We start from the raw sequence: 25,572 nt of genomic DNA on the forward strand, positions 1-25,572 counted from the left end.
TATAGAGCAATAACGATGACATCTTGTTTTCATTGTAATGAGCCAGTACTGACAGCAGATAAATTTACCACAGTAATTGAAGGTAACGCTGAACCGATGTGCTGTCCCGGCTGTCAAGCTGTATCACAAGCCATTATTGATTCTGGTTTATCAAATTATTATCGTTTTAGAAGTGAGCCAGGCAATAAGCAAACAGCGCTTGTACCTAACGAACTGAATCAATTTAGTGCCTATGACCTACCGGAAGTACAACAAGATTTGGTTCATCGTGAAGGTGAATTAGACTCTATTTCGTTGTCCATTGACGGCATAACGTGTGCGGCATGTGCTTGGCTAATTGAACATAAAGTAAAAGCCTTAGCCGGTGTAAAACAGATCGCGGTGAACTCTACGACACAGCGCGCGGTGGTCACATGGGCGAGCAGTGAAATTGAGCTGAGTAAAATTCTTAAACAGATAAGTGATATTGGATATCAGGCTGCACCTTATCAAGTCGACGATCAAGAAAAACACAGCAAAGCTGAAAGCCGTAAATTTTTACTGCGTTTAGGTTTGGCCGGTTTTGCGACCATGCAAGTTATGATGTTCGCCCTCGCCTTATATTCTGGTTATTTCACTGATTTAGATGTTGAACTACGAGATTACTTCCGTTGGGTCAGTATGATTTTTGCTGCCCCAGTGGTGTTTTATTCTGCTCAGCCATTTTATTTTAGTGCCATAAGAAGTTTACTCTCTGGCAAATTAAACATGGACTTGTCTGTGTCTATCGCCATTGCAGGTGCTTATATTGCTAGTTGTATTGCCACAGTAAATGAAACCGGTGAAGTTTATTTTGAATCAGTCACCATGTTCACATTCTTCTTATTGTTAGGCCGCTATTTTGAACAACAGGCTAAACAAAAAGCGTCTGTTAGCTCTAGTAACTTACATAAATTGGTGCCTGTCACAGCTCATCTAATTCTTGATGGGAAAGCCACTGAAGTTGCAGCAAAAAAGTTAAAAGTTGACGATGTAATTTTAGTTCGTCCCGGTGACATCATTGCCGCTGACGGCGTTATTATTGACGGAATCTCCAGCATTAATGAGTCAATGCTAACGGGTGAACAAATGCCCGTGGCCAAACAACAATGCCAAAAAGTGTTTGCGGGTACCATTAATATTGAGCAACCTTTACAAGTACGTGTGACGGCATTGGGTCAAGATCAATTAGTCGCTGAAATCATTAGATTACAAGAGTTTGCATCAAATAACAAACCACAAATTGCTTTAGTTGCTGACAGATTAGCACGATATTTCTCAGCAACTATTTTAACTATTGCTCTTATCACTTATGTTGTTTGGCTACAGATTTCTCCGGACGATGCCTTTTGGGTAACCCTGTCTGTGCTTGTTGCCACCTGCCCTTGTGCTCTCGCGTTGGCAACACCTACAGCAGTAACTTGCGCAACAGCTATTTTTACCCGTTTAGGTATTATCACTCGTAAATCCGGTGTATTTGAAAAACTACCACAAATTGACCATGTTGTTTTTGACAAAACAGGCACCCTAACCTGTGGTAAGTTGTCGTTAGGTGAAATTCAATTACACCAAAACATTAAAACCGAGTTGGCATTAACTCTTGCGGCGAATTTAGAACAAGGTTCTTTACACCCGATTGCGCAAGTTTTTGTTCCATTTTTTAATTCAGAAATAAATATTGTCGATATTCATCACTATGTTGGTCAAGGTGTAGCGGGTGTTTTTGAAGGTCAATCCGTTAAATTAGGCTCGTTAGAGTTTGCTATTCAATCAGAACAGACCAAGTACAACGCACCTACGCAGGGAAAAAATCAGCAAATATATTTGTCTCTAAATGATGAATTAGTGGCTAGCTTTGAATTAATTGATGAGATTCGTACAGACAGTTTGCAGGCCATTAATGCGCTAAAATCTCGCTCAATTAATGTGAGTATGGCAACAGGAGATAACTCATCTCATGTGAGCTATTTAGCCCAACAGCTTAATATTGATAATGTTCACAGCGGAATGACTCCTCAATCAAAACTCAACTTAATTAATAACTTACAGCAGAATCATTATGTCGCTATGTTTGGCGATGGGATAAACGACGCCCCTGTTTTAGCGGGTGCTAATATCTCTATCGCAATGGGGAGTGGCAGTGCTATTGCTAAAAATAGTGCAGATCTCATTTTATTGGGTGATCATTTATCCCGTTTTAATGATGCGATAGTGGTTGCAAAACAAACAAATCGTATTATTAAACAAAATTTAGCTTGGGCATTTGGTTATAATGTCATTATTCTACCACTTGCCGTGACAGGTTATGTCGTACCTTACATTGCCGCAATTGGTATGTCTTTAAGTTCAATCATAGTCGTCAGCAACAGTTTGAGACTACTTAGGTTAAAAATATGAGCATTATTTACGTGTTAATTCCCATTGCTATGCTTTTTGTATTAATTGCTGTGGCTATATTTTTCTGGGCGGTAAAAACAGAGCAATTCGACGATTTAGACAGACAAAGTGTGTCTATTTTATTTGATGAAGATACTCAACCGGCTACTAATTCAACCAATAAAACTCCCCTCCCTACAGAGCATAAAAAGGCAGACACCATCAACTCATTCCCCCCCTCAACTGAGTCAATCAAGTGATTCAGTTTGATATATTAGGTGCTTTTTTAGTGGGTTTAATGGGGGCCGCACATTGTTTTGGTATGTGTGGCGGCTTAATTGGGGCTTTCTCAACTAATTTACCTAATCAACCCGGAAACCAATTAGCTAATCAACTTAAATTTTTATTAAGTTATAACTTTGGTCGGATCACCAGTTATACCCTTGCGGGTTGTATTGTTGGGGCCAGTAGTGCTGCGCTTGGCAAGTTATTTTTAATTGATGACTATATTTTATATTTACGTTTTTTTGCCGGTTTTATGATGATATTAACGGGCTTATATATAGCCCAGTTATGGTTCGGAATCGTCTATATTGAAAAACTGGGTAAAGGGATTTGGTTGATATTACAACCGTTATCAAAAAAGGTTTTACCGATTAAACATCCAAGCCAAGCTGTCATTGCCGGGTTAATATGGGGATGGCTTCCCTGTGGTTTAGTGTACAGTACACTCACTTGGTCAGTAGCGTCTGGAAGTGCAATTCAAGGTGGTTTAATTATGCTCGCTTTTGGTGCTGGAACGCTTCCGGCTCTTGTCACAGCGGGCCTAGCGGCAAAGACATTAGCGAATTGGGTTCAGCATAAAGCCGTTAAATTATTCAGTGGATTGTTATTGATATGCTTTGGTTTACATACGATCTTCGTTGCTTTTAATCAACTTTAGTAGCTGGATAAATCGATTTGGTTTACCATGTTAGTGTATTTATGATTTAGGATTTAATATGCCAAACGATTTAAAAATTCGTCGTCCAAATACCGGTGGATGTGCAATCCATTGCCATGACTGTAGCATGGGAGCACTGTGTATCCCTTTCACACTGGATAATACAGAGCTAGATAAGCTCGATAATATTATTGAGCGAAAAAAGCCTGTTCAAAAAGGTGACCAAATTTTTAAGTCGGGCGACAGCCTTCGTGCGTTATACGCCATTCGTTCAGGTACTATAAAAAGTTACACGATTACCGAACAAGGTGACGAACAAATTACCGGATTTCATCTTGCAGGTGACGTTATCGGTTTTGACGGTATTCACTCTCAAATGCATCAAAGCTTTGCTCAAGCCCTTGAAACATCAATGGTATGTGAAATCCCTTACGAAACACTAGATGAACTTTCAGGCACAATGCCTAAATTACGTCAGCAAATAATGCGTTTGATGAGTAATGAAATCATGAGTGATCAAGAGATGATCTTGCTACTTTCGAAGAAAAACGCAGAAGAAAGATTAGCAGCATTTATTTTCAATCTTGCTAACCGTTTCGGTGATCGCGGATTTTCTCCAAAAGAATTCAGACTAACCATGACCCGTGGTGACATTGGTAATTATTTAGGCTTAACGGTAGAAACTATTAGTCGACTTTTAGGACGTTTTCAAAAATCTAACTTAATCGAGGTTAACGGAAAGTATATTTCAATTGTTGATCATGACGCTTTGGGTGTATTGGCCGGTCATGCAAGAATTGCGACTTAATTTGCTGTTTTATGTCTAACTCTTGAGCAACTTCAAGTTCTTTCCGTCAATTAAATACCATACTATGAATAGCCAAATGATTAATTAAAAATACAAATTTTGGAGGATTTATGAAGGAATATAACAAAATATTGGTTGTCATTAACCCGACTACAGACCACCAAGCGGCGCTCGATAGAGCCATTGATTTAGCAGCAAAAAATAATGCTGAAATTACTGCATTCTTGTCAATTTTTGATTTTTCATATGAAATGACATCCATTTTATCTTCACATGAAAGAGAAGCCATGCGTCAAGGCGTGATAGACCAACGCACTGAATGGCTTAAAAATTTAATTCAGCAAACTAACCATTCAGGTCTCACCATCAATATTGAAGTTATTTGGCATAATAGACCCTTCGAATCTGTCATAAATTATGCGATATCTGAACACTGCGACCTTATCGTAAAAAGCACTCATAACCACGACAAATTAAAAGCGGTCATTTTCACTCCAACTGATTGGCATTTAATGCGTAAAGCCCCTATGCCAGTATTATTAGTTAAAGAACACGATTGGCCGGTTAAGGGTAAAATACTCTGTGCGGTTAATGTTGCTGCTGAAGACGAAAACCAGCAGAATTTAAATGGTAAAATCATTCAACATGCTAAAGGCCTTGCAGAAAATTTTTCCGCCGAAATACATTTAGTCAATGGTTACCCAGGTACACCGGTAAATTTGGCGATTGAATTACCTGATTTCGATGCCAATGCCTACAATGACAATTTAAGAATGCAGCATGAACAAAGAGTTCAATATCTGGCCGAAACTTATGATATTCCACTTAACAATTGCCATGTACAAGAAGGCTTACCTGAAGATGTTATCCCTGATTTAGCGACATCACTCGATGCTGAATTAGTCATTTTAGGTACGGTAGGCAGAACAGGGTTTTCAGCAGCATTAATTGGTAATACTGCGGAACATGTCATTGATAGTTTAAGTTGTGACCTTCTTGCATTAAAACCTGATGGGTTTAAATCACCCTTAGCAGAATAAGCCCGTTTATTTACCGTCTTAGGCTTTACCCTGTCACCGAATGCTGGAATAATACGCGCCCTGAAACGTAAGGTTACTGGGCGCATTTTTATGTCAGAACAAACACAGCAAGACCAAGTTAAAAAAAATATCACTCGCATGAATAAACTTCAAAAGCGTTTACGCCGTGAAGTGGGCAGTGCTATTGCAGATTACAATATGATTGAAGATGGCGACTTGGTCATGTGTTGCTTATCTGGCGGCAAAGACAGCTATGCAATGCTTGATATCTTAATTAACTTACAACAACGAGCCCCTATTAAGTTCGATATCGTTGCGGTGAATCTTGATCAAAAGCAACCAGGCTTTCCAGAACATATTTTACCGGCATACCTTGATACCTTAGGCATTGCCTATCATATCCTCGAAAAAGACACCTACTCTATCGTTAAAGATAAAATTCCTGAAGGTAAAACCACCTGTTCATTATGTTCACGCTTACGTCGTGGAACCCTGTACGGTTTTGCGCAACGTATAGGTGCAACTAAAATTGCTTTAGGCCATCATCGTGACGATATTATTGAAACATTATTTTTGAATATGTTTTATGGCGGCAAAATGAAAGCTATGCCGCCCAAACTTTTATCTGATGACGGCGCTAATATGGTCATTCGTCCATTGGCGTATAGTCGTGAAAAAGACATTGAAGAATATGCGCAGCTTAAACAGTTTCCTATTATTCCGTGTAATTTATGTGGATCGCAAGAAAACCTTAAACGAGCAGAGTTAAAAGAGATGCTTAAAATGTGGGATAAAATCCACCCGGGTAGATTAGAAACTATTTTTACTGCAATGCAAAATACCGCTCCTTCACAAGGTGTTGATAGAGAGCATTTTGATTTTGTTAATTTGCAGCGCAACCCGGACGCACCGTTAAAAGGTGATGTAGCAGAATCAAACTTGCCCGCATTTGATTTTTTAGACATCAGTAATAATGGCCATATTGACCTTGATGCCGCCAAACGAATAGATGTTGTCGCCACGTTTAAGCCATAACAAGCTTAAAAGCACTTATATAAAAAAGCCTTAATTTACATTCAGTATATTAAGGCTTTTTTATTTTTGAGTATTACACTACTCTACCCATGGGCTCACTATTTGAGGCTGAATAGAAAATGATAATTCAGTTAATTGCTCAATTTTTTGTTCCGATAAAGTGAAATTGTTTTCAATGGTTTGTTGTTGGCCATCAATATTAACCATTACCGCTTCATTCTGTTTAGAGTCAAAATGAAAACTCAATCCCGATAGTGGTTTACGGAAATATTTCATCGGAAAGCCTTGCAACGTATCTAACAAGCCATTCATGTCATTTAAAAGTAATGATAATTGTTGTTGAGTATAATCTTGCTGCAATGCTCTGGCTCTGACTTGCATAGCAATACCACACTGACTCGCATCACCTGCTACTTCAATATTAACCAAGCCACGATTTGATTTTAAATCGGCATCAAATGGCATATAGATTCTTTGTTGTTGGTTATAAGTTAGCGGGAAAGTTTCGTTTTCAGTGGTAATGTTTCCAGATATGATTGTGCAGTCTTCAGATTGTGGTACAGAAAAAACCAACTCAACATTAGGATAATTATTTTTATTAACCCTTTTTAAAGGATTATAAAATCCAGCATACTCAAGAGAAACGGTTTCTGCATAAGTATGACTACTGATAAATGCGCACAAAATGACAGTCACTAAGGGTAAACGTTCAAACAACATACAAATTTCCTGTTAAATGGAATCAGGTAAAAAAATTTTGCGATAATACTAAAGTATTTGGTCTAAATATCATCTTGGTGTATTACAATCAGGCTCATTATATTATCACAATTTATGTGTTTTACTCTCACGGAAAGAGCTAACAATTTATGTTAAATCAACGTCTAGCTTCATATGAAAATATTGTCGCAATTGGTGGCGGCCATGGATTAGGTCGAGTATTAGCTTCACTGTCTTTTTTAGGCGAAAGATTAACCGGTATTGTCGCGACAACCGATAATGGTGGTTCGACTGGACGGATTAGGCAAGATCAAACCACTATTGCGTGGGGAGATTTACGCAATTGTTTATCACATTTAGCCACTAGACCTTCTCTAGCTACTTCAGTATTTGACCATCGATTCACTGGCGACAACGAGCTTAATGGTCACAACTTAGGTAATTTGGTACTTCATGCGTTAGACCAACTTTGTGTTAGACCATTAGATGCGGTTAATTTAGTTCGAAACATGCTCAAAATTAATACTAGAATTATTCCTATGTCGGAAGCGTCAACCCATTTATGCGCATTGACCATTGAAGGTAATAAAGTCATCGGTGAGCTTAATGTTGATGATATGCATGAAGCCCCTGTTGCATTGCACTTAGAACCGGCTGTAACCGCAACCACTGAAGCAATTCATGCAATAGAGCAAGCAGATTTAATTATTGTAAGTCCTGGGAGCTTTTTAACCAGTATTTTACCGCCACTACTGATCCCCGAGCTGGCAAACAAAATTAAGCCATCTTCTGCAAAAGTTATTTTTATCGATAATTTAACTAGTGATAATTCAGCCGGGAGTCGTTTCAATTTATCCGCTAAAATTAATTGGATTCATCAAGTGTTAGGCCAGAATGTGGTTACAGATGTCATAAGGCAAACAGGAATTGATGATGGTTCAGAGCTTAACTCAATACACATCCATCATTTCGATTTAGTAAGTTCACACCATCGAGGACTGCACGATAAAATTGCTTTGGGTGATGCTATCTGTCAGGTAACACGTGAAAATTAACTTATAAAAAAGGCTGCAAATGCAGCCTTTTTATGTCAATGATTATCTAGCGTTAATGGCCAAACAAGCATTACAAAACTTGAGCAATAGCTTTACATACCACAGGCACATTGTCTTTAGTTAAGCCTGCAACACTAATGCGGCCAGAACCGACAATATAAATAGCAAACTCATCACGTAAGCGGTTAACTTGCTCTTTTGTCAGTCCAGAGAAACTAAACATACCATTTTGACGCGAGATAAAGCTGAAGTCTTGCTCTACACCTTCTGATTTAAGTGTTTCGACAAATAAAGTACGCATCTGCGCAATACGTTGTCTCATTTCAGTTAATTCGCCTTCCCACTCAGCACGAAGCTCAGCATCAGCCAAAATCGTGCTGACGATTAAACCACCGTGAGCAGGCGGATTTGAATAGCTTGAACGAATGGTTTTTTTAACCTGACTAAAACTGGTTAATGCTGATTGAGCATCTTCAGCAACTAAAGTTACCGCACCGATACGCTCATTATACAGACCGAAGTTTTTTGAAAATGAATTAGCAACAATTAATTCAGGTACAATGTCTGCAACCGCTCTTAGGCCTTGAGCATCTTCTTCAATTCCAGCACCAAAACCTTGGTATGCAAAATCAAATAGTGGTAATAAAGACTTGTCCAAACATAATTGCGCCACGGTTTTCCATTGCTCAATATTTAAATCAATACCGGTTGGATTATGGCAACAGCCGTGTAATAACACGATATCACCTTCTTCAGCTTGATTAAGGTCAGTAATCATTGCGTCAAAATCCATATCATGGGTTTCTGCAACATAATATTGATACTGTTTTACTGTTAATCCTGCTGTTTCAAAAATGTTTTGATGATTAGCCCAAGTAGGATTACTGACCCAAATGGTTTTAGAGTTTGTGTTAGACATTAAAAACTCAGCCGCAACACGAAGAGAACCAGTGCCTCCTGGCGCTTGAGCCGTTACTGCTCTTTGTTGCTTAACAATGTCACTGTTTTCACCAAATAATAAAGTTTGCACCACTTGGTTATAAGCTTGTACTCCTTCAATACCTAGATAGTTTTTGCTTTTCTCGATCTCTAGTAATTTTGCTTCGGCTTTTTTTACCGACGACAATACCGGCGTCTGCCCTGCTTCATCTTTATAAATACCAACGCCTAGGTTAACTTTGTGGGCACGAGTGTCTGCTTTGAATGCGTCAGTTAATCCTAAAATAGGGTCTGCTGGAGCTTGTTTTACTTGAGAAAAAATCATTACTACATTCCTAAATAATGAACGATACAGTGGTTTAAGACATTTATACCATTGCCGTGGAATGGTTAGTAGTAACAATTTTGATTGTTGGGATAAAAAGCGGAAATAATTATGAATTGTACAATATAAGGATAAAAATCTAAGGATTATTCAATCAGATAAACAGATTCATGCTAATGCTATTTTAAGACATAAAAAAAGCCTCATCAAATGATGAGGCTTGATTTATTTGGCGGAGCGGACGGGACTCGAACCCGCGACCCCCGGCGTGACAGGCCGGTATTCTAACCAACTGAACTACCGCTCCAAATTTTGCTAATAACGATGTCACTCATTATTATAAATTGGGTACTTGATTGGCGGAGCGGACGGGACTCGAACCCGCGACCCCCGGCGTGACAGGCCGGTATTCTAACCAACTGAACTACCGCTCCACTCAAGTGCGATGAATAATAAAGTTGTCTTTTTATATCGTCAACTGTTTTTTATAAAATTCAATTCAATCACACAAAAAACAGCCAATTTGATGACAGGTTAAACAAATTGGTTAAGATTTATCATCCGGTAAAGTCAGATCAATGTCATCTAAATCAAGGCTTTCATCACTACTTTTCTTACCAGAATTCTGTTCTTCTTGCTGTATACGAAGCTCTGCTGCAGCCAATGCTTTCGCTAAAGCTTGTTTTTTACGCCAAATAATCAAGCCGATAATTCCTAACACAAATAAAATGCTATTAATGGTAATAATCCAAAATATTGCATCTTGCTTGGCCACCTCTTCTTCCATTGCCGCTATCTTTGCGGCTCTGGCTGCCATTTCTTCTTCACTCGGTGGCGGTTGTGGAGGCTCAATCAGATTAAAAAACATTTCTGGGACATTTAATAGAATTTCACGGCCTCGAATAGTCGTTGAAGCAACAGAGCCTTTAACTCGATAGCTTCCGTATTCAGACACCGTCGGTAAAGGTAATAAATATTCAGGTGAAGTAATTTCTGTTAACACAACCGGAATCTGTAAACCTGCAGGGCCTGTCAATTCTAACTGTACATGAGTTTGAGATAACAATACCTGCCCTTCATCTACATTGATTTTTAGATGCCAAACTTGTTCTATATCGTCTTCAGCAGGCGGCATCATTTCAACTAATACTGGTTGTTTTGATAGTTTGAACGGCATGGTAAATTCACGTTCAAATATATTGTTTCTTGCGGTAACACTTAACGTATAGTGGCCTGTTGGTTGATCTAAATTTTTACTCCCAGTGAAAATACCATCGTCAGGTTGTTCGTCTAACCCTTCACCATTGTCTTTATAAGCCCCAACAATAATTGTTCCAGTGGCGAAGTTATCGTCGCCTGGTAGATGTTGGCTGGTGAATTTTGATGTCCACTCCACCATAAATTCCAAACCAGGCATTCGCATAGTGAGATCGTCTGCCGTTAATTTGGCGACCACTTTAAGCTGTTCACCTTGAAACAGAGGTTGCGGCAAAGGCTCTACCTCAATGTCAATTTCTGACACTTTTTCTATTTTTGAACCGGGTAAAACATCGCCCAATAGTTGCCATGGTCCAGGAGTGGGATTAACAATTGAAATAATATCACCGGTGATTCCGTCAACCCACTTTACTGAAGATGGGTGTCTGGATGAATACCACTTGCTGCCGTCAGGAAGTACAACGACTACGGGAGATGAGCCATAGCCACGTTGGACAATTAAGGTAACTTGATCAACTTTATGGTCTATTCGGAATCGATTCTTGAGTTCCATTGCATAAGGCGCAGGAATATACTTTTCGAAAATAGTTTTATCCGATGAAACCTCATCAGTTGCAAAACAGTGTAATGGCGTGAACCAAAACACGATTAATAGCATCATTAATTTATGATTCACTGATAAGTTCATTTATGTGATTAACCTCGCCAGAGACATTTTCCTGATTTCGCAACCAATTCAAGTCTTTGTTCATGTGATAATAGTTCATCGGCAGATGCTGAGATCACTTTAAGATTAAACGCATTTGTATCAATTCTTTTTATTCCGCCGGCTTCCTGCCCTGGCTTTTCACTGGATAAATTAAATTTGATTTGACCACCGGTCATAATCAAATAAACATCAGCTAGAATCTCGGCATCCAATAACGCGCCATGATATGTTCGACGGCTATTGTCTATTCCATAGCGTCGGCATAAAGCATCAAGGTTGTTTTTTTGTCCGGGGTGTAAACGCTTAGCAATATCTAAACTGTCTAGAATTTGACAAATATCTGCGGTTTTAGGGCCGACAGGGTTTAACTTAGCAAACTCATGATCCATAAAGCTGACGTCGAAGCTCGCGTTATGAGCGACAATTTCAGCACCATCAATAAAATCAATAAATTCTTGCGCTATTTGATGAAACCTCGGTTCATTTGCGACTTGTTCATTGGTAATACCATGAACTGCAATTGCTTCTTCATCAATAGCTTGACCAGGATTGATATATTGGTGATACGTACGCCCAGTTAAACGGCGATTGATGACTTCAACACAGCCAATTTCAATAATTCTATGGCCAATATAAACGGGGCCGCCAGCTTGATTCATACCGGTTGTTTCGGTATCAAGAATAATTTGTCTAGAAGCAGAAGATACTATATTCATTTAGGTTTTCAGTCTTAGTTAAGCGTATAATTGGGTGATTCGTTTTACTCTATAAGCAAGTGTAACAACTCAATGGCTCAACTCAAACAACTTCATATTTTTACTGATGGTTCTTGTCTTGGTAATCCTGGCCCTGGCGGCTACGGTGTCGTGATGAAGTATAAAAAGCAAACTAAAGAACTGTCGGCAGGGTTTACGTTAACCACCAATAATAGAATGGAGCTTTTAGCCCCCATTGTCGCTTTAGAAGCTTTATATGAACCTTGTAATATTATATTAATCAGTGATAGCCAATATATGCGCCAAGGCATTACCAAGTGGATTAGCGGTTGGAAGAAAAAGAATTGGAAAACATCAACCAATGAGCCTGTTAAAAATATTGATTTATGGAAACGGTTAGACAGTGCAAGTCAGCAACATCAAATTGATTGGCGCTGGGTAAAAGGACATTCTGGTCATATTGAAAATGAACGATGTGATGTATTGGCCAAAAACGCGGCTATGGGTAAAAACTTAAACGAAGATAAACATTATATTCAGGCGGTAAAATAGCCGTTAAATCGGCCGTTTTTTCACTTTAATCCTTGCTCGGGTAGCCGTGGGGGCTGTAGTCCAATTCGGTGATTTTATTTTATGTTTATCCTTTATCGGGGTATAAGGCGAATCCATTTTTCTGGCAACAATAAGATAGACACTTCCAGCACTGGGCAACCATTTTTCTAATTTACTATGCCACGCAATCGAACTGGGATATTCAGACAGTAAGTGATGATAAACTAGTCGCTCGTCACCATGAATTTGATAACCTAATAAACCCAGCCAATCTTTTACTCTTGAGGGCATAAAGAAATGCCCACTCCAAGGGATTTGGTTCTGGTATTTTGGTAATAATTTACCCAAGAACATTGGGCTAATGGGGTTAAACCCTGCAAGCATAATATAACCACCAGAAACGACTACCCTATCTACTTCGCGTAAAACTTGATAAGGATCTGACTCAAACTCTAATAATGACGTCATTAAAACGGCATCGATGGAATGAGTTTGTAAGGGCAAATGACGCGGGCTTGCTTGAATGGAGCACTGTTCATCTTCGCTTAAACTGAAGTGATGGTTTATTTGACATTTAAGGGTGTTAATTTGCGCGCTTAACGGCCCTAGCTTTAATAAATGGTAACCAAACAGTTTCGGCCACCACTGTGCTAAGTGGTTTTCTAATTCAGCTTTGATATTGTCACCATTGCAAATATCATCCCATTGTAATGCAACAGGCTTATCTACAAACTGAAAAACTTTTGCCAAGGGAAGCTCCTCTTTTGGCTATTTTATTGCAGTCATCATCAGTTACAATTACTCTAACAAAATCATTATAGAAATTCGAGTTAGAACATGCTTAAAATTCATTGTTTACCAGCATTTACCGATAATTATATCTGGCTAATAGAAACCCCAAATAAACAAGCATGGGTAGTCGACCCAGGGTGTGGTCAAACAGTTGAAAAGTATCTTGAAGACAAACCACTTACTTTAGTTGGTATATTGATTACTCATCACCATCACGACCATACTGGTGGAATAGCCCATCTACAACAATGTTATCAGAATAACCTAAAAGTATACGGCCCAAGCAAAGACAACATTGTTGGTTTAACTCACCCACTGACACTAGAAGATCATCAATCTCTTCAGTTTAACCATGACGCTACACTGCCAGATCTGCCACTAATTACTGTAATTAGTGTACCAGGACACACTAAAGGCCATATCGTTTATGTTATCGACAATCATTTATTTTGTGGCGATACATTATTTAGTGGAGGTTGCGGCCGCATGTTTGAAGGAACACCAGAGCAATTTAATACTTCACTTCAGTTACTTGCAGAGTTACCCGATACAACAAAAGTATATTGTGCACATGAATATACCCTAGCCAACCTTAAATTTGCCACCACGGCACTGCCTCACAACAAAGATATTGAAGAATATCAACACACTTGTACTGAATTACGTCACAATAATAGAGCGACGATTCCTTCTACAATTGGCATAGAAAAACGAATAAATCCCTTTCTACTTTGTCATTTAGAATCTACTCAAAATGCACTTTCATCACACTTTAATGAAATTATTTCTGATGAAGTTCAATCGTTTACTTTAATGAGACAGTGGAAGGATAGTTTCTAACTATTTTTTAATAAGACAAGTAAAATAAATTACTCTACAATGTGCGGTCGCTCGTTTCTAGACTGAGAAAATCTCTCATTTAAGTAACAATTAGTAATAAGTAAGGTTTAAGGCCTTAGATTTTAGGATTTTTTCAATGAAAACCAAGTTATCACTGCTAGCTTCCACAGTATTATTAGTGATGGGCTGTCAATCCACCAAGCCTGAAACCACATTGTCAACTAACAATGAAACGCCAGTGGTAAAAACACCTGCAAAGCCGAAAAATCAGCAAGTTACAACGTTAGCTGATATTGAACAGGATATGGCAGAAGTTAATGATGTTTGGCAACGTATTAGAAATGGCATGCAACTGGATATTGCAGATAAGGCTTTAATTAATCAATATCGCCAGTGGTATATCGATAATCCACGTCACCTTGAAATTATCAGCCAACGTGCAGAACCTTTTTTATATTTTATTTTAGAAGAAGTCGAAAAACGTAATCTTCCAACGGAACTGGCTTTACTGCCCATTATTGAAAGTTCATTTAATGTTACTGCTTATTCTCATATGCATGCCTCAGGTATCTGGCAGCTAACCTTACCTACCGCAACCACTTTCAAAGTGAAAAACAATTGGTGGTACGATGGTCGTCGTGACGTTCGTGCATCTACGATAGCGGCTTTAGATTTATTAGAATATCTATACAACAAGATGGACCATAATTGGATTTATGCCATAGCGGCTTATAATTCTGGTGAAGGTCGCGTTTTTAACGCGATTAAACGTAATAAATTAAAAGGCAAACCCACTAACTTCTGGAAACTGCATCTTCCCAAAGAAACAGCGCATTACGTACCTCAATTATTAGCACTTGCTGATGCGGTAAAAAATGCTTCAGAATATGGCATAAATCTAAACCCAATTGATAACCAACCCAAAATTGCGATCGTTGACATTGGTAGCCAGTTAGATTTAAAACTTGCAGCAGAGATGGCTAATATCAGTGTTGATGAGTTGAAAGCACTAAACCCTGGATTATTACGTTGGGCTACTCCACCAAATGGGCCACATTTTTTAACTATTCCTTTTGAAAGTAAATCTGCTTTTAATCAGAAATTGGCGGCACTTAGTCCTGATTCAAGAATGAACTGGTTAAGATATAAAATTAAGCCAGGTGACAGTTTAAGTGTTATCGCCAGAAATTATAACACCCCTATAAGTATGATCCGCAGTAGTAACGGTATTAAAGGTAATAATATTATTGCTGGAAAATATTTGATTATTCCTGTTGCAGCAACGGACAGTGAAATAGCAAATTTAGCCTCAGAGCAAACATTAACCAAAAGTACCCACAAAAAATCATCACAAACGGCTAATATTTATATTGTGAAATCTGGTGATAATTTATGGGATATTGCTAGAAGCAATGATGTCAGTGTAAAACAGCTGACTAAATGGAATAAGCTTAATCAAAAACAACTTTTGAAAATTGGTCAAAAATTAGTTATTTATCCTAATGAATTCATCAACTATGACTCACTTAGTGCTAATGTCATTAACTACAAAGTAAAATCAGGTGACTCATTAGCAAGGATTGCAGCACGTTATAACGTATCTGTAAACGAGCTAGTTCAATGGAACAGTTTAAATAAAAATAACTACTTACAACCCGGTCAAATGTTAAAATTACTGGTCAGTAAAACATAAGAAAAAGGGCTAACCGATAGGTTAGCCCTTTTTTTAACATCAATTTTTAAAAAAGTTACAGGCCCAATTTTTTAAATAAACTGTCTTTAACTTTGTCTTTAGCTTCATCTGTTTGTTTTTTTAATTGCCCTTGCATTAAAGCATCAGTGTCTATGCCATATTTAGGCTCTTTAAATGTTCCACTGATTTTAAGCGGAATATCAACACCGGATAAGTCACCAGACTCTCCACCTTGCCCCGCTAATGAACCGACAACCTTGGTAATTAATTGGTAATCAATCGCTTCACTAATAATGTTAGCCGTCCCCTTACCATCTAATCTTATAAGCGGTGAAGCCATTGATAAATCAGGGTTTGATACTACACCTTTGGAAATATCAAAATGCCCCGTTAAACTCGTAAAATCTGTCTTGAGTTCAGAGTCATCAGTAGCGGATAAATCACCTTGTAGTTTCTTTTCAGCACTGCGGATCATTTGTGGAATATTGACACCATATAATGAACCATCAGCTACTTCAAAATTGCCCTTTGCCAATAACTGTTGCTTTAATTTACTCGGAATTAAACTTTTACCAGAGCCATTGATTTTTAAGTTAGCATTTCCTGAAATAAGATCAACTTCGGCAAGATCAGTTAATAAAGGTCTAATCTGTACACCAGTCAATGTTTTTGCAAACTGATATGATGGCGTTTTATTGCGACCATCTAATTTTGCGGTAACGAGGATATTGCCTTCGTATAAGTCTGCTTTTAATTGTTCGAGGTTAACAATGCCATTACGAACCGTAGCATTCATCTGCCAGTTTTGAGTCAATAAGTTATTCACTTTAATTGATTTAGCTTTTAAATCTACGCTTAAATCAATTTGCTTTAATGCCGATAAGTCAGGTTCTGTTGTTGGCTCTGGCGAAGAAGACGCTTGTTCACTGTCAGTTTGTTGTTCATTCTTTGGTAAAAGCGTGTCTAAATCTATATCACCAAATTCAACCATCACTTTAATAATAGGAATAGTGTTAGCGTAATTAACGTCAAGCATCGCTAATGCTTCAATTGAATCAACCTTTAAATCTTTTATCGCAATCTTAACGTCTTTTGTATCTAACACAGCATTAGCACCTAGCGTTAAGCTAGATTTAATAGCTTTGTTAGGTAATGAATCACCTTCAGCAAGGTTTTCGATATCTAAATCAATCAGCTCAATAATATTAAGCTCATTAGACACTTTAATTTTACCTTCACCACTAGAGCTAACTTTCATATCTGGTAGTTGAGCATCAAATTCGTAAGCAATATTTGAAAACTCACCTAATGAAAAGCTGTCCAAAGTAAATGACGTTAAATTAAATGTTTGGTTTGAATTAGCTTGTTCATCAATGACATTAATTTGTAAATTAGTGATTTCAATGCCTGCAATATTTAAACTAGAAAGGCTGGCTGAATGGCTAGTATCTTCAGTAGTTGGATCGCTTTGTGTGGCTTTGTCAGAGGTTGAATCTAGTCCGCTGAAACTGGTCACACCTTGCTTGTTGGTCACTAGGTTCAACTTCAGCCCGTCTAATGATAATTGCTCAATTTCTACTTGTTGACTGAATAAAGGTATCAGTGCCACATTTGCAACGGCTTGTTTAATTTCTAACATATTGACAGGGTCAAAACCTTGCGGATTCGAAAACGTAACCTCGCCAATGTTTATCCCAAAAGAAGGGAAAAAACTCCAACTTAAATCTTGATTGATGGCTAAATCACGGCCAGTTTGCTCTTTAACTTGCTCGACTATTTGAGGTTTAAAGTCATTGATATTAAAAAATAGCGTCAGATAAGCAAATAAGCTGACTCCTAATGCAACGACAACAAACACTAACCATTTAATTAATTTCATAACCTTCCCTTGTTCTGCTAATGGAGACACAAAAAGTTAACCCATATTATAGCGTTAATTTTTTGTCACATACGGCTACACCGTTTAAATCAACGTAAATCATCATGCCTGAGTGAACCAGCACATTATTCAATTCAATCGGCTCATCGACAGTTCCAAGCCCTTTTCTATTCGTTTTAATGGGATTAGGCGCTAATGCTTTCACACCAATATCCATAGTGTTTATGGCAGCTACATCTCGTATTGCACCATAGATAACAATGCCCTCCCAATGATTATCTACTGCACTTTGAGCAATAATATCCCCCAATAATGCACGGCGCAGCGAACCTCCCCCATCGACAACTAGTACTTTTCCTTTACCGGGCTGAGCTAAGAGCTCTTTCACTCTAGAATTATCTTCAAAGCATTTAACAGTTACAACTTCACCTGAAAAAATGGTTTTTTGTCCATATGTTTTCCAAGGGAATTGAATAAGATTAAGGTCTTGAGGATATTTATCGAATAAATCTGGAAGTAAATCAAGCATACTGCCTCCTTGTCACAAATGCTGATTTTAGACTAAAGTAAAAATGGAGTTGCTACAAGGTATTATCATTGTGATTATATACTCTATAAATCTCGGCAGTTAACTCACATTTCCCACTACAAATAATAGATTATCGACCTATAGAAGTTTATTGATGACTATTAAGTTAAGCTTGCTTATAATTTGTTTTTTATCCAAAGCATACTGTAATGAACAACGATATCGCATTAGAAAAAGTCATTCACGCATTTGAAGAACTTGAGTTTGAACAACGAACCACGACAAACCTAGAGAATGCCCGTAGCAAACAACAGATGACAACATATTTGAAGTCACTTGATTACAGCTTACGCCGCTTACAAGTTTTACAAGAATGCGTCAATGAATTGGTTGATGAAAAAAATCAGCAATTGCTAAAACAAGAAAAAGTGCAAACACTAAAAACTAAAATGATCAATGTGTCACGTCAATATGGCATAAGCTATCAAGAAGTGTTGAAAATAATGCTTAATATTCAGCAAAGAAAATCAAAATAATTAGCCAAACGTTTGCGTTTAAACTCTTGGCTTTAATGAACCAGACGCTAATTAAAGTTTGTCATGTTATTCAACTATTTTGCTTATAAAAAAAACGCCCCTTATGGAGCGTTTTATTGTTGATAAAGCCCGGTTTACGATTTTAAAGCTGTATCAATCATGGTTTGTGCTTGGGTTACAATTTGTTGTAGGTGTTGCTCGCTGATAAAACTTTCAGCGTAAATTTTAAATAACGCTTCTGTGCCTGAGGGTCTTGCAGCAAACCAACCATTGTCTGTGGTCACTTTAACACCTCCAATTTCAGCATCATTACCCGGTGCTCGAGTAAGAATGGCGGTAATTGGCTCACCAGCTAATGTATTATCACTAAAGCTTGCTGAAGTTAAGGTTTCAAATTTCGCCTTTTTCTTCAAACTAATAGGGCTATCTATTCGGGTATAAAAACTTTCACCAAATTGTTCGGTGAGCTCTTTATAACGTTGCGCAGGAGTTTTACCCGTGACAGCGGTAATTTCAAGTGCCAGTAATGCCAATATAAAGCCGTCTTTGTCGGTACACCATGTGGTACCATCTTGTTTTAAAAACGCAGCGCCAGCACTTTCTTCACCGCCAAATGCGATGGTATTCTGGGCTAAACCATCAACAAACCACTTAAAGCCTACTGGAACTTCTAAACACGTTCTATTTAAACTCTGACAAACTCTATCAATCATCGCACTGGAAACTAACGTTTTTCCAATGGCCAGTTTGTCAGACCATTGTGGACGGTGAGTGATTAAATAATCAATTGCCACTGCTAAATAATGATTAGGATTCATTAAACCAAAACCAGGACATACAATGCCGTGACGGTCATAGTCAGGGTCATTACCCACACAAATATCAAAGTCATCAGCATGGGCCAGTAAGCCAGCCATCGCATAAGGCGATGAGCAATCCATTCTAATTTTGCCGTCCTTGTCCAAAGTCATAAAGCTAAAAGTAGGGTCGACTTTATTGTTAACAAGGGTAATATCTAAATCGTACTTGGCGGCTATCTGCTTCCAATAATAAATCCCTGAACCACCTAATGGATCAACCCCTAACCGCAAATTAGCTTTTTTTATTGAATCAAAATCAATAACCTCGGCTAAAGAGTTAACATAAGGGGCAATAAAGTCAGTTTCGGTTATCCAGCCTGATGCGAGAGCCACACCATAATTGACCTTTTTAACTCCCGATAATTGCGAAGCTAAATAGTCATTGGCTTTGTTTTCAATTTGCTTAGTGATGTCAGCTTCTGCTGGGCCACCATGTGGAGGGTTATATTTTATTCCACCATCTTGTGGAGGATTATGCGACGGAGTAATAATTAAACCATCGGTGAGAGTATTTGAATTTTTGTTTGCACTAATAATGGCTTGTGACACCACTGGCGTTGGGGTGAAGCCATCATGTTGTTGAACTAAAACGGGAACTTGATTTGCAGTAAGCACTTCGATAACAGATAAAAATGCCGCATACGATAATGCATGGGTATCATAGCCTACTATCATTGGGCCAGTAATATTAGCCTGTTGACGGTAATCAACTACTGACTGAGTTATAGCCCAAATGTGATTTTGATTAAAACTTGATTTTAGTGCCGTTCCACGATGACCTGAAGTACCAAAAGTGACTTTTTGTTGCACATCTTCAACATTAGGCACTAACCGATAATATAAACTCATCAACTTCGGAATATTAACTAAATCCGCTGGTACTGCTAACGTCCCTGCTCGCTCGTGAATTGTCACTTAAATCTCCTTAAATCAAATTTTAAATATGTTCTGATAGGGTTAATGCTTTACATTCTTCACAGCCCAATTGAAGTAATACTTCTTTTAAAATGGTGCGTTTTTTGGCGGTATTATTGTTGGTTGATACCCAATAATTTGAGTCGCCAATTTGTTTTGGGTTGGAAGATTGGCTTGAGTCAAGCAGTGCTTGCTTAGAGCGAGCAAAATACAAGCGCCCTTTACCCTGAATGTTCAATACATTTTCAAACTGACTATTCGAACGAATAGCAAGTGCATTTAATAAAAACATAAAACGCCCCACAGCGCCTTTTTGCTGCTCAAGCAAATGTTCATTGACAATTGAGTCGAAATCTATTTCTACGTTAGGCTCAGCCGTGTCAACGTTTTGATGTTTTTTGTCTAATTCTATGTCAGTAGTCTGTTCAACTATCTCTGTAACAGTATTCGTTGAGCTAACTTGTGATGGCGTAACGTCAGCAATCGTAGTTGGCTCAGTGTGAATTTGCGCCCGATGATTAACCAGTTGTTCAACTATGGTTTTAGCTTTATCAAACAATGCGTCTCTGGCGTTTGAATCTAACGCATCTAAGCTTGGTTGGCTAACAGACTCAGGTTGCACATCAACAACTGGCTCAACAGGAAGATCCAATAAACGACGTAAAATTTCAGAAGCGCTTTCACCAATTCGCTCAGTTTTACTTGCGATATGACGATATAGTTCTTCATCAATTTCAATGTATTTCATTTCAATCATCCTTTTGTTCTGATTCTTATAATTAACATGGTTTATGCAGAGGCCATTATTATGTAAAACATTGATCAATTTAGATCGATTATTTTGTCAGTTTAAGCCAAGCATCACCTAAGAATAAAGCCCCTTATGGATAATTTGAATGTTATTTACCAATTTTCACTGTCGATCTTACAATTTTTCAGCATATTAATGACTAAGTGACGTAAAAACTTGATCTGATTAAATTCATAGCTCAGAATTTGCGCCATTAATTGAAGTCGTTAGTGGGAATTAAATGCATTACGAAGTCTCTGGAAGTGGAACACCGGTTATATTAATTCATGGCCTTTTTGGTAATTTAGACAATTTAAAAGCACTGGCTAAATCACTTGAACCTCACTTTACAGTGGTGCGTATTGATGTACCAAACCATGGGTTAAGTGAACATTGGCACACTATGGATTACCCAAGCTTGGCCGAAGCACTGATCTCACTTATTGATCAACTTGGTTTTGATACCGTGGATTTAGTCGGTCATTCAATGGGCGGTAAAATTGCCATGGCAACAGCTTTGTTATACCCGCAAAGAATTTCAAAAGTGGTCGCAGCTGATATTGCACCTGTTAGCTACTCACCTCGTCATAATGAGGTTTTTGAAGCCATGGAATCTTTATCTCTTGAGCAATTAATATCACGTACCGCGGCTTTAAGCCATTTAACCTCAAATGGAATAGATGAAGGTACAGCTCAATTTTTATTAAAAAATTTACAAAGAAATACTCATGGATTTAGCTGGAAGCTTAATCTTTCAGGTTTGAAAGCGAACTATCAACATATTATTGGTTGGTCGATTGCTGCTGATAATAAAGTGGAACCTTATAACAAACCTTGCTTTTTTATTCGGGGTGGTGACTCTGAATATGTATTGCCTGAACACAAGCAACAAATTATGGCTCAGTTTCCTAATGTCTCGGTAAAAACCTTGTATGGAACGGGACACTGGCTTCATGCTCAAAAACCAGACATATTTAACCGTCTAGTGACTGAATTTTTACAGAAAAAACCCGACTAAATTTTAATTATTTACACCTCAACGGATAGCCGTAATGGAGTCATTGTGATATATTCTCGCCTCTTTTTTGCCATAACAGACCAAAGTTAAAGGTAAAGTATGCTGAATCAATATATGGAACAAATTGAAACTTTAGGATTAAATTTGTTTTTTGCAGCAATATTCTTTTTTATCGGCATGGCAATTAACGACGTATTGAAACAAGGGAAAGTACCCAAATACGGTCGATATGTTGTCTGGGGAGTATTGTTCCTTGGTTGTGCCGGGTTTGTGGCAAAAGGCATTATTCAAATGACCTGGGAAGGCTCAGGTATTGGTTAATTAGAGACATGGCAAAAGAAACAGCAGATAGAACGACCATTGATCTTTTTGACAGCGAAAAACGACGTGGAAGACCCAGAAGTAATCCACTTTCTCGTGAACAGCAATTAAAGATTAATAAACGAAACCAGATACAACGTGATCGAGCAAACGGTTTAAAGCGAATAGAGTTAAAGGTGTCACAAGATTTGTATGACGCCTTGAATGAACAGGCTTTGGCCAGTAACATCAGCCGTAGCCAGTTAATTGAACATATTTTGCAACGGCAAATTGATAACTGATAAGTTTTCTGAACCCGCATTATTGCGAACTTGATATAGAAAGGATAACCCATGGCAACTGTAGGTCTATTTTTCGGTAGCGACACTGGTAATACCGAAGCTGTCGCCAAAATGATCCAGAAAAAACTGGGCAAGCAAATGGTTGATGTAAAAGACATCGCCAAAAGTACTAAAGAGCAAATTGCTGAATATGATTTATTATTATTTGGTATTCCAACATGGTACTACGGAGAAGCTCAATGTGATTGGGATGATTTTTTCCCTGAATTGGAGCAAATCGACTTTAACGACAAGTTAGTCGCTATTTTCGGTTGTGGTGACCAAGAAGACTATGCTGAATATTTCTTAGATGCTATGGGTATGGTTGGTGATATCGTTCAAGACCGTGGCGGAATCATTATTGGCCACTGGCCAACTGAAGGTTATGATTTTGAAGCTTCTAAAGGCCTAGTAGACGATGACCACTTTATTGGTTTAGGTATTGACGAAGATCGTCAACCAGAACTAACTGAAGAACGTGTTGACGCTTGGGTTAAACAAATTTACGAAGAAATGTGTTTAGCAGAATTAGAAGACTAATTTGCTATAATGCATTTAATGAAAGCGACTTAGGTCGCTTTTTTTATGACTAAAAACTAACAATAAGTTGAGATTATGGTTAATAGCCCTGCATCTGATAATACAACCACAGCAAACCATTGGGACATCTTTTGTGTGGTTGTTGATAATTACGGTGATATTGGCGTCACTTGGCGCTTAGCTAAACAGTTAGTTGATGAATATCAAATCACTGTCAATTTATGGGTCGATGATTTACACAGTTTTTCACATATATTACCGCAGCTTAATCCTTATAATGTCAGACAGTATTTCTTCGGTGTGAATATTATTCAATGGAATAAAGACTCAATTATAGATTTTACACCAGGGGAGGTATTAGTAGAGGCGTTTGCCTGTGAATTACCTTCATCAATAATCAATCAACTTGTCACGCTAAAGCAAACTAATCCATCTCAGGTTCCATTATGGATTAATCTAGAATACCTTTCTGCAGAAGACTGGGTTGAAGGTTGCCATGCCCTACCGTCTTTACAAGCAACGGGATTAAAAAAGTATTTTTACTTCCCTGGATTTACGCCTAAAACTGGCGGACTGATATGTGAAGCAAACTTGCTGCAACAGCGGGATAGCTGGCAACATAACCCACAGCATAAATTGGCCTTGTTTGCCCAATTGGGAATCAACCATATTAAGGCTGAAGATTATGTAATGTCACTTTTCAGTTATGAGACTGATTCAATTGGAGTGCTAATTGATTATTTTGTGCAGAAAACTAAAACCAGCCATATTTTAGTACCACAAGGAAAAAGCTTAGCTTCTATTGCAAAACATTTATCTTGTAGTGTTGAAGAGTTAATTAAGCAACGACATTTTCAGTTAAATAATGTACATATCCATGTGTTACCCATGACAGACCAACATGGATATGATCGCTTACTTTGGAGTTGTGATTTTAATATTGTTCGTGGCGAAGATTCCTTTTTAAGAGCTCAATGGGCTGGAAAACCTTTTATTTGGCATATTTATCCTCAAGAAGATGACTATCACCTAATAAAATTACGAGCTTTTATGAAGATTTACTGCGATAATCTGGCTCCTGAAATCGCTAATGAATGGGCTGAATTAAATTTAGCTTTCAACCAAGATGACTTAACTAAAGTCGCTGAACATTGGCAATCAATAGATTTTCAATATTTGCCATTGCTGAAACATGCTAAAAAATGGCCAATAGATGCATTAAATGGCGCAGATCTCGCTTCACGACTAGTTCGTTTTGTAAAAAATAGCTAAGATACTGCTCGAAATAGTAAACCTAAAGATATAGGAAATTGTGTAATGAAAACTGCTCATGAACTCCGTCCTGGAAACGTGATCATGTTAGATGGCAGCCCATGGGTTGTTCAAAAGACAGAAACCACTCGCTCTGGTCGTAATGCTGCAATCGTAAAGCTAAAGCTTAAAAACCTTTTACAAGATTCTACCACTGAAACCACCTTCAAAGGTGAAGACAAGATGGAAGATATCATTCTTGATCGCTTAGATTGTACCTACTCTTACTATGCAGATCCTATGTATGTATTCATGGATGCTGAATACAACCAGTATGATGTTGAAGCTGAAAACTTAGGTGATGCAGCGGCATACATTGTTGACGGTATGGAAGAAAACTGCCAAGTAACCTTCTACGAAGGTAAAGCAATTTCTGTTGAACTACCAACAAGTGTTGTTCGTGAAGTAACCTACACTGAGCCTGCTGCTCGTGGTGATACTTCTGGTAAAGTAATGAAGCCTGCAACCATCACTGGTGGTGGTACAGTTACTGTTGCTGAGTTTGTTAAGATTGGTGATAAAATCGAAATTGACACTCGTACAGGTGAATTTAAAAAGCGTGTTTAACCACATGCTATGAATTCAATAAAAGCCAGCTTAATCGCTGGCTTTTTGTTATCTAACCAGCATAAAATTCTGCATACCTTCATATTAAAGCGACCTTAAAAGTTTTTCACTCTAACTGGTTACAATTAATTAGCATTTTATTCTAATAAATATACTAATTTTGTTTAGTCAGCTCTTCCACTAATAGCATAAATTCGTTATTGTTCG

26 protein-coding genes and 2 tRNA genes are annotated in these 25,572 nt (G+C 38.0%); 17 read left to right on the plus strand and 11 right to left on the minus strand.

All coding sequences use genetic code 11. The features are described from left to right. Window positions 1–9: 9 nt before the first annotated feature. From L2672_RS07645 to ttcA, 6 genes are all read left to right on the plus strand, one after another. Window positions 10–2,415: a heavy metal translocating P-type ATPase gene (locus L2672_RS07645; protein ID WP_248995358.1), complete on the plus strand. Its 2,406-nt coding sequence runs from the start codon at window positions 10–12 to the stop codon at window positions 2,413–2,415. Beyond that, window positions 2,412–2,654, plus strand: coding sequence for a cbb3-type cytochrome oxidase assembly protein CcoS (ccoS, locus tag L2672_RS07650; RefSeq protein ID WP_248995237.1), 243 nt, complete (start codon window positions 2,412–2,414; stop codon window positions 2,652–2,654). Before L2672_RS07645 ends, ccoS begins: the two co-directional genes overlap by 4 nt. Next, window positions 2,651–3,337, plus strand: coding sequence for a sulfite exporter TauE/SafE family protein (locus L2672_RS07655; protein ID WP_248995238.1), 687 nt, complete (start codon window positions 2,651–2,653; stop codon window positions 3,335–3,337). Before ccoS ends, L2672_RS07655 begins: the two co-directional genes overlap by 4 nt. A 58-nt stretch (window positions 3,338–3,395) precedes the next feature. Next, the gene (etrA, locus tag L2672_RS07660; protein ID WP_248995239.1) at window positions 3,396–4,145 is read left to right on the plus strand and encodes an electron transport transcriptional regulator EtrA; all 750 of its coding nucleotides are present in this window, start codon (window positions 3,396–3,398) and stop codon (window positions 4,143–4,145) included. 110 nt (window positions 4,146–4,255) lie between these two features. Next, on the plus strand, window positions 4,256–5,185 hold the full coding sequence (uspE, locus tag L2672_RS07665) for a universal stress protein UspE (protein WP_248995240.1): 930 nt from the start codon (window positions 4,256–4,258) through the stop codon (window positions 5,183–5,185). Window positions 5,186–5,275: 90 nt separating this feature from the next. Beyond that, window positions 5,276–6,220 carry a tRNA 2-thiocytidine(32) synthetase TtcA gene (gene ttcA, locus L2672_RS07670; RefSeq protein WP_248995241.1) on the plus strand — a complete coding sequence of 315 codons (945 nt, stop codon included), beginning with the start codon at window positions 5,276–5,278 and terminating at the stop codon, window positions 6,218–6,220. A gap of 78 nt (window positions 6,221–6,298) precedes the next feature. On the opposite strand, the gene L2672_RS07675 is transcribed toward ttcA, so the two are convergent. Beyond that, a complete protein-coding gene (locus tag L2672_RS07675; RefSeq protein WP_248995242.1) occupies window positions 6,299–6,940 on the minus strand; it encodes a DUF2987 domain-containing protein in 642 nt (213 codons plus the stop codon). 149 nt (window positions 6,941–7,089) lie between these two features. Here L2672_RS07675 and yvcK point away from each other — a divergent pair, with 149 nt between their 5' ends. After that, window positions 7,090–7,995 carry a uridine diphosphate-N-acetylglucosamine-binding protein YvcK gene (gene yvcK / locus L2672_RS07680; protein ID WP_248995243.1) on the plus strand — a complete coding sequence of 302 codons (906 nt, stop codon included), beginning with the start codon at window positions 7,090–7,092 and terminating at the stop codon, window positions 7,993–7,995. A 70-nt stretch (window positions 7,996–8,065) separates the two neighbouring features. On the opposite strand, the gene L2672_RS07685 is transcribed toward yvcK, so the two are convergent. From L2672_RS07685 to dnaQ, 5 genes are all read right to left on the minus strand, one after another. After that, window positions 8,066–9,259, minus strand: coding sequence for an amino acid aminotransferase (locus L2672_RS07685; RefSeq protein WP_248995244.1), 1,194 nt, complete (start codon window positions 9,257–9,259; stop codon window positions 8,066–8,068). Between the two features lie 230 nt (window positions 9,260–9,489). Next, a tRNA-Asp gene (locus L2672_RS07690) sits at window positions 9,490–9,566 on the minus strand. Window positions 9,567–9,616: 50 nt separating this feature from the next. Next, window positions 9,617–9,693: transfer RNA gene (locus tag L2672_RS07695), tRNA-Asp, on the minus strand. 113 nt (window positions 9,694–9,806) lie between these two features. After that, the gene (locus L2672_RS07700) at window positions 9,807–11,165 is read right to left on the minus strand and encodes a TIGR03503 family protein (protein WP_248995245.1); all 1,359 of its coding nucleotides are present in this window, start codon (window positions 11,163–11,165) and stop codon (window positions 9,807–9,809) included. Between the two features lie 8 nt (window positions 11,166–11,173). Then, window positions 11,174–11,902: a DNA polymerase III subunit epsilon gene (dnaQ, locus tag L2672_RS07705; protein WP_248995246.1), complete on the minus strand. Its 729-nt coding sequence runs from the start codon at window positions 11,900–11,902 to the stop codon at window positions 11,174–11,176. A gap of 72 nt (window positions 11,903–11,974) precedes the next feature. On the opposite strand from dnaQ, the gene rnhA reads away from it, so the two are divergent. Continuing rightward, window positions 11,975–12,454: a ribonuclease HI gene (gene rnhA / locus L2672_RS07710; protein ID WP_248995247.1), complete on the plus strand. Its 480-nt coding sequence runs from the start codon at window positions 11,975–11,977 to the stop codon at window positions 12,452–12,454. Window positions 12,455–12,457: 3 nt separating this feature from the next. Here rnhA and L2672_RS07715 read toward each other — a convergent pair whose 3' ends face one another. Next, window positions 12,458–13,204 (minus strand): class I SAM-dependent methyltransferase, encoded by a 747-nt coding sequence (locus L2672_RS07715; RefSeq protein ID WP_248995248.1) that lies wholly within the window; start codon window positions 13,202–13,204, stop codon window positions 12,458–12,460. A gap of 87 nt (window positions 13,205–13,291) precedes the next feature. Here L2672_RS07715 and gloB point away from each other — a divergent pair, with 87 nt between their 5' ends. Next, window positions 13,292–14,086 carry a hydroxyacylglutathione hydrolase gene (gloB, locus tag L2672_RS07720; RefSeq protein WP_248995249.1) on the plus strand — a complete coding sequence of 265 codons (795 nt, stop codon included), beginning with the start codon at window positions 13,292–13,294 and terminating at the stop codon, window positions 14,084–14,086. 136 nt (window positions 14,087–14,222) lie between these two features. Then, the gene (locus L2672_RS07725; RefSeq protein ID WP_248995250.1) at window positions 14,223–15,779 is read left to right on the plus strand and encodes a lytic transglycosylase; all 1,557 of its coding nucleotides are present in this window, start codon (window positions 14,223–14,225) and stop codon (window positions 15,777–15,779) included. A gap of 55 nt (window positions 15,780–15,834) precedes the next feature. On the opposite strand, the gene L2672_RS07730 is transcribed toward L2672_RS07725, so the two are convergent. Together L2672_RS07730 and L2672_RS07735 are read right to left on the minus strand one after the other, a co-directional pair. Next, window positions 15,835–17,658, minus strand: coding sequence for an AsmA family protein (locus L2672_RS07730; protein WP_248995251.1), 1,824 nt, complete (start codon window positions 17,656–17,658; stop codon window positions 15,835–15,837). Between the two features lie 46 nt (window positions 17,659–17,704). Beyond that, complete coding sequence (locus L2672_RS07735; RefSeq protein ID WP_248995252.1) at window positions 17,705–18,187, minus strand: putative 4-hydroxy-4-methyl-2-oxoglutarate aldolase; 483 nt, start codon at window positions 18,185–18,187, stop codon at window positions 17,705–17,707. Between the two features lie 209 nt (window positions 18,188–18,396). Here L2672_RS07735 and L2672_RS07740 point away from each other — a divergent pair, with 209 nt between their 5' ends. After that, entirely contained in the window at window positions 18,397–18,723 is a 327-nt protein-coding gene (locus L2672_RS07740; RefSeq protein WP_248995253.1) for a hypothetical protein, read from the plus strand. Between the two features lie 134 nt (window positions 18,724–18,857). On the opposite strand, the gene pgm is transcribed toward L2672_RS07740, so the two are convergent. Further along, the gene (pgm, locus tag L2672_RS07745; protein WP_248995254.1) at window positions 18,858–20,498 is read right to left on the minus strand and encodes a phosphoglucomutase (alpha-D-glucose-1,6-bisphosphate-dependent); all 1,641 of its coding nucleotides are present in this window, start codon (window positions 20,496–20,498) and stop codon (window positions 18,858–18,860) included. A 22-nt stretch (window positions 20,499–20,520) separates the two neighbouring features. Then, window positions 20,521–21,246 carry a replication initiation negative regulator SeqA gene (gene seqA / locus L2672_RS07750; protein ID WP_248995255.1) on the minus strand — a complete coding sequence of 242 codons (726 nt, stop codon included), beginning with the start codon at window positions 21,244–21,246 and terminating at the stop codon, window positions 20,521–20,523. Window positions 21,247–21,529: 283 nt separating this feature from the next. Between seqA and L2672_RS07755 the strand changes: the two genes are divergently transcribed. The 6 genes from L2672_RS07755 (at window position 21,530) to efp (ending at window position 25,365) form a co-directional block, all read left to right on the plus strand. Next, window positions 21,530–22,306 (plus strand): alpha/beta fold hydrolase, encoded by a 777-nt coding sequence (locus L2672_RS07755; protein WP_248995256.1) that lies wholly within the window; start codon window positions 21,530–21,532, stop codon window positions 22,304–22,306. A 99-nt stretch (window positions 22,307–22,405) separates the two neighbouring features. After that, window positions 22,406–22,627 carry a DUF2788 domain-containing protein gene (locus tag L2672_RS07760; RefSeq protein ID WP_248995257.1) on the plus strand — a complete coding sequence of 74 codons (222 nt, stop codon included), beginning with the start codon at window positions 22,406–22,408 and terminating at the stop codon, window positions 22,625–22,627. An 8-nt stretch (window positions 22,628–22,635) separates the two neighbouring features. After that, the gene (gene ybfE / locus L2672_RS07765; RefSeq protein WP_248995258.1) at window positions 22,636–22,908 is read left to right on the plus strand and encodes a LexA regulated protein; all 273 of its coding nucleotides are present in this window, start codon (window positions 22,636–22,638) and stop codon (window positions 22,906–22,908) included. 51 nt (window positions 22,909–22,959) lie between these two features. Beyond that, the gene (fldA, locus tag L2672_RS07770; RefSeq protein WP_248995259.1) at window positions 22,960–23,487 is read left to right on the plus strand and encodes a flavodoxin FldA; all 528 of its coding nucleotides are present in this window, start codon (window positions 22,960–22,962) and stop codon (window positions 23,485–23,487) included. A gap of 75 nt (window positions 23,488–23,562) precedes the next feature. After that, window positions 23,563–24,759: an elongation factor P maturation arginine rhamnosyltransferase EarP gene (gene earP / locus L2672_RS07775; protein ID WP_248995260.1), complete on the plus strand. Its 1,197-nt coding sequence runs from the start codon at window positions 23,563–23,565 to the stop codon at window positions 24,757–24,759. A gap of 45 nt (window positions 24,760–24,804) precedes the next feature. Then, window positions 24,805–25,365 carry an elongation factor P gene (gene efp / locus L2672_RS07780; RefSeq protein WP_248995261.1) on the plus strand — a complete coding sequence of 187 codons (561 nt, stop codon included), beginning with the start codon at window positions 24,805–24,807 and terminating at the stop codon, window positions 25,363–25,365. Window positions 25,366–25,572 lie beyond the last annotated feature (207 nt).

This window comes from Shewanella gaetbuli (assembly GCF_023284065.1).
Taxonomy (GTDB): Bacteria; Pseudomonadota; Gammaproteobacteria; order Enterobacterales; family Shewanellaceae; genus Shewanella; species Shewanella gaetbuli.

What these genes read in the sequence shown, in the direction of transcription:
- L2672_RS07685 (WP_248995244.1), bottom strand. Translation starts at nt 9,259, where the DNA reads ATGATTTTTTCTCAAGTAAAACAAGCTCCAGCAGACCCTATTTTAGGA.
- L2672_RS07735 (WP_248995252.1), bottom strand. Translation starts at nt 18,187, where the DNA reads ATGCTTGATTTACTTCCAGATTTATTCGATAAATATCCTCAAGACCTT.
- ybfE (WP_248995258.1), top strand. Translation starts at nt 22,636, where the DNA reads ATGGCAAAAGAAACAGCAGATAGAACGACCATTGATCTTTTTGACAGC.
- efp (WP_248995261.1), top strand. Translation starts at nt 24,805, where the DNA reads ATGAAAACTGCTCATGAACTCCGTCCTGGAAACGTGATCATGTTAGAT.
- L2672_RS07760 (WP_248995257.1), top strand. Translation starts at nt 22,406, where the DNA reads ATGCTGAATCAATATATGGAACAAATTGAAACTTTAGGATTAAATTTG.
- gloB (WP_248995249.1), top strand. Translation starts at nt 13,292, where the DNA reads ATGCTTAAAATTCATTGTTTACCAGCATTTACCGATAATTATATCTGG.
- L2672_RS07730 (WP_248995251.1), bottom strand. Translation starts at nt 17,658, where the DNA reads ATGAAATTAATTAAATGGTTAGTGTTTGTTGTCGTTGCATTAGGAGTC.
- rnhA (WP_248995247.1), top strand. Translation starts at nt 11,975, where the DNA reads ATGGCTCAACTCAAACAACTTCATATTTTTACTGATGGTTCTTGTCTT.
- L2672_RS07700 (WP_248995245.1), bottom strand. Translation starts at nt 11,165, where the DNA reads ATGAACTTATCAGTGAATCATAAATTAATGATGCTATTAATCGTGTTT.
- L2672_RS07755 (WP_248995256.1), top strand. Translation starts at nt 21,530, where the DNA reads ATGCATTACGAAGTCTCTGGAAGTGGAACACCGGTTATATTAATTCAT.
- dnaQ (WP_248995246.1), bottom strand. Translation starts at nt 11,902, where the DNA reads ATGAATATAGTATCTTCTGCTTCTAGACAAATTATTCTTGATACCGAA.
- seqA (WP_248995255.1), bottom strand. Translation starts at nt 21,246, where the DNA reads ATGAAATACATTGAAATTGATGAAGAACTATATCGTCATATCGCAAGT.
- ccoS (WP_248995237.1), top strand. Translation starts at nt 2,412, where the DNA reads ATGAGCATTATTTACGTGTTAATTCCCATTGCTATGCTTTTTGTATTA.
- ttcA (WP_248995241.1), top strand. Translation starts at nt 5,276, where the DNA reads ATGTCAGAACAAACACAGCAAGACCAAGTTAAAAAAAATATCACTCGC.
- L2672_RS07675 (WP_248995242.1), bottom strand. Translation starts at nt 6,940, where the DNA reads ATGTTGTTTGAACGTTTACCCTTAGTGACTGTCATTTTGTGCGCATTT.
- L2672_RS07740 (WP_248995253.1), top strand. Translation starts at nt 18,397, where the DNA reads ATGAACAACGATATCGCATTAGAAAAAGTCATTCACGCATTTGAAGAA.
- uspE (WP_248995240.1), top strand. Translation starts at nt 4,256, where the DNA reads ATGAAGGAATATAACAAAATATTGGTTGTCATTAACCCGACTACAGAC.
- fldA (WP_248995259.1), top strand. Translation starts at nt 22,960, where the DNA reads ATGGCAACTGTAGGTCTATTTTTCGGTAGCGACACTGGTAATACCGAA.
- L2672_RS07725 (WP_248995250.1), top strand. Translation starts at nt 14,223, where the DNA reads ATGAAAACCAAGTTATCACTGCTAGCTTCCACAGTATTATTAGTGATG.
- yvcK (WP_248995243.1), top strand. Translation starts at nt 7,090, where the DNA reads ATGTTAAATCAACGTCTAGCTTCATATGAAAATATTGTCGCAATTGGT.
- earP (WP_248995260.1), top strand. Translation starts at nt 23,563, where the DNA reads ATGGTTAATAGCCCTGCATCTGATAATACAACCACAGCAAACCATTGG.
- etrA (WP_248995239.1), top strand. Translation starts at nt 3,396, where the DNA reads ATGCCAAACGATTTAAAAATTCGTCGTCCAAATACCGGTGGATGTGCA.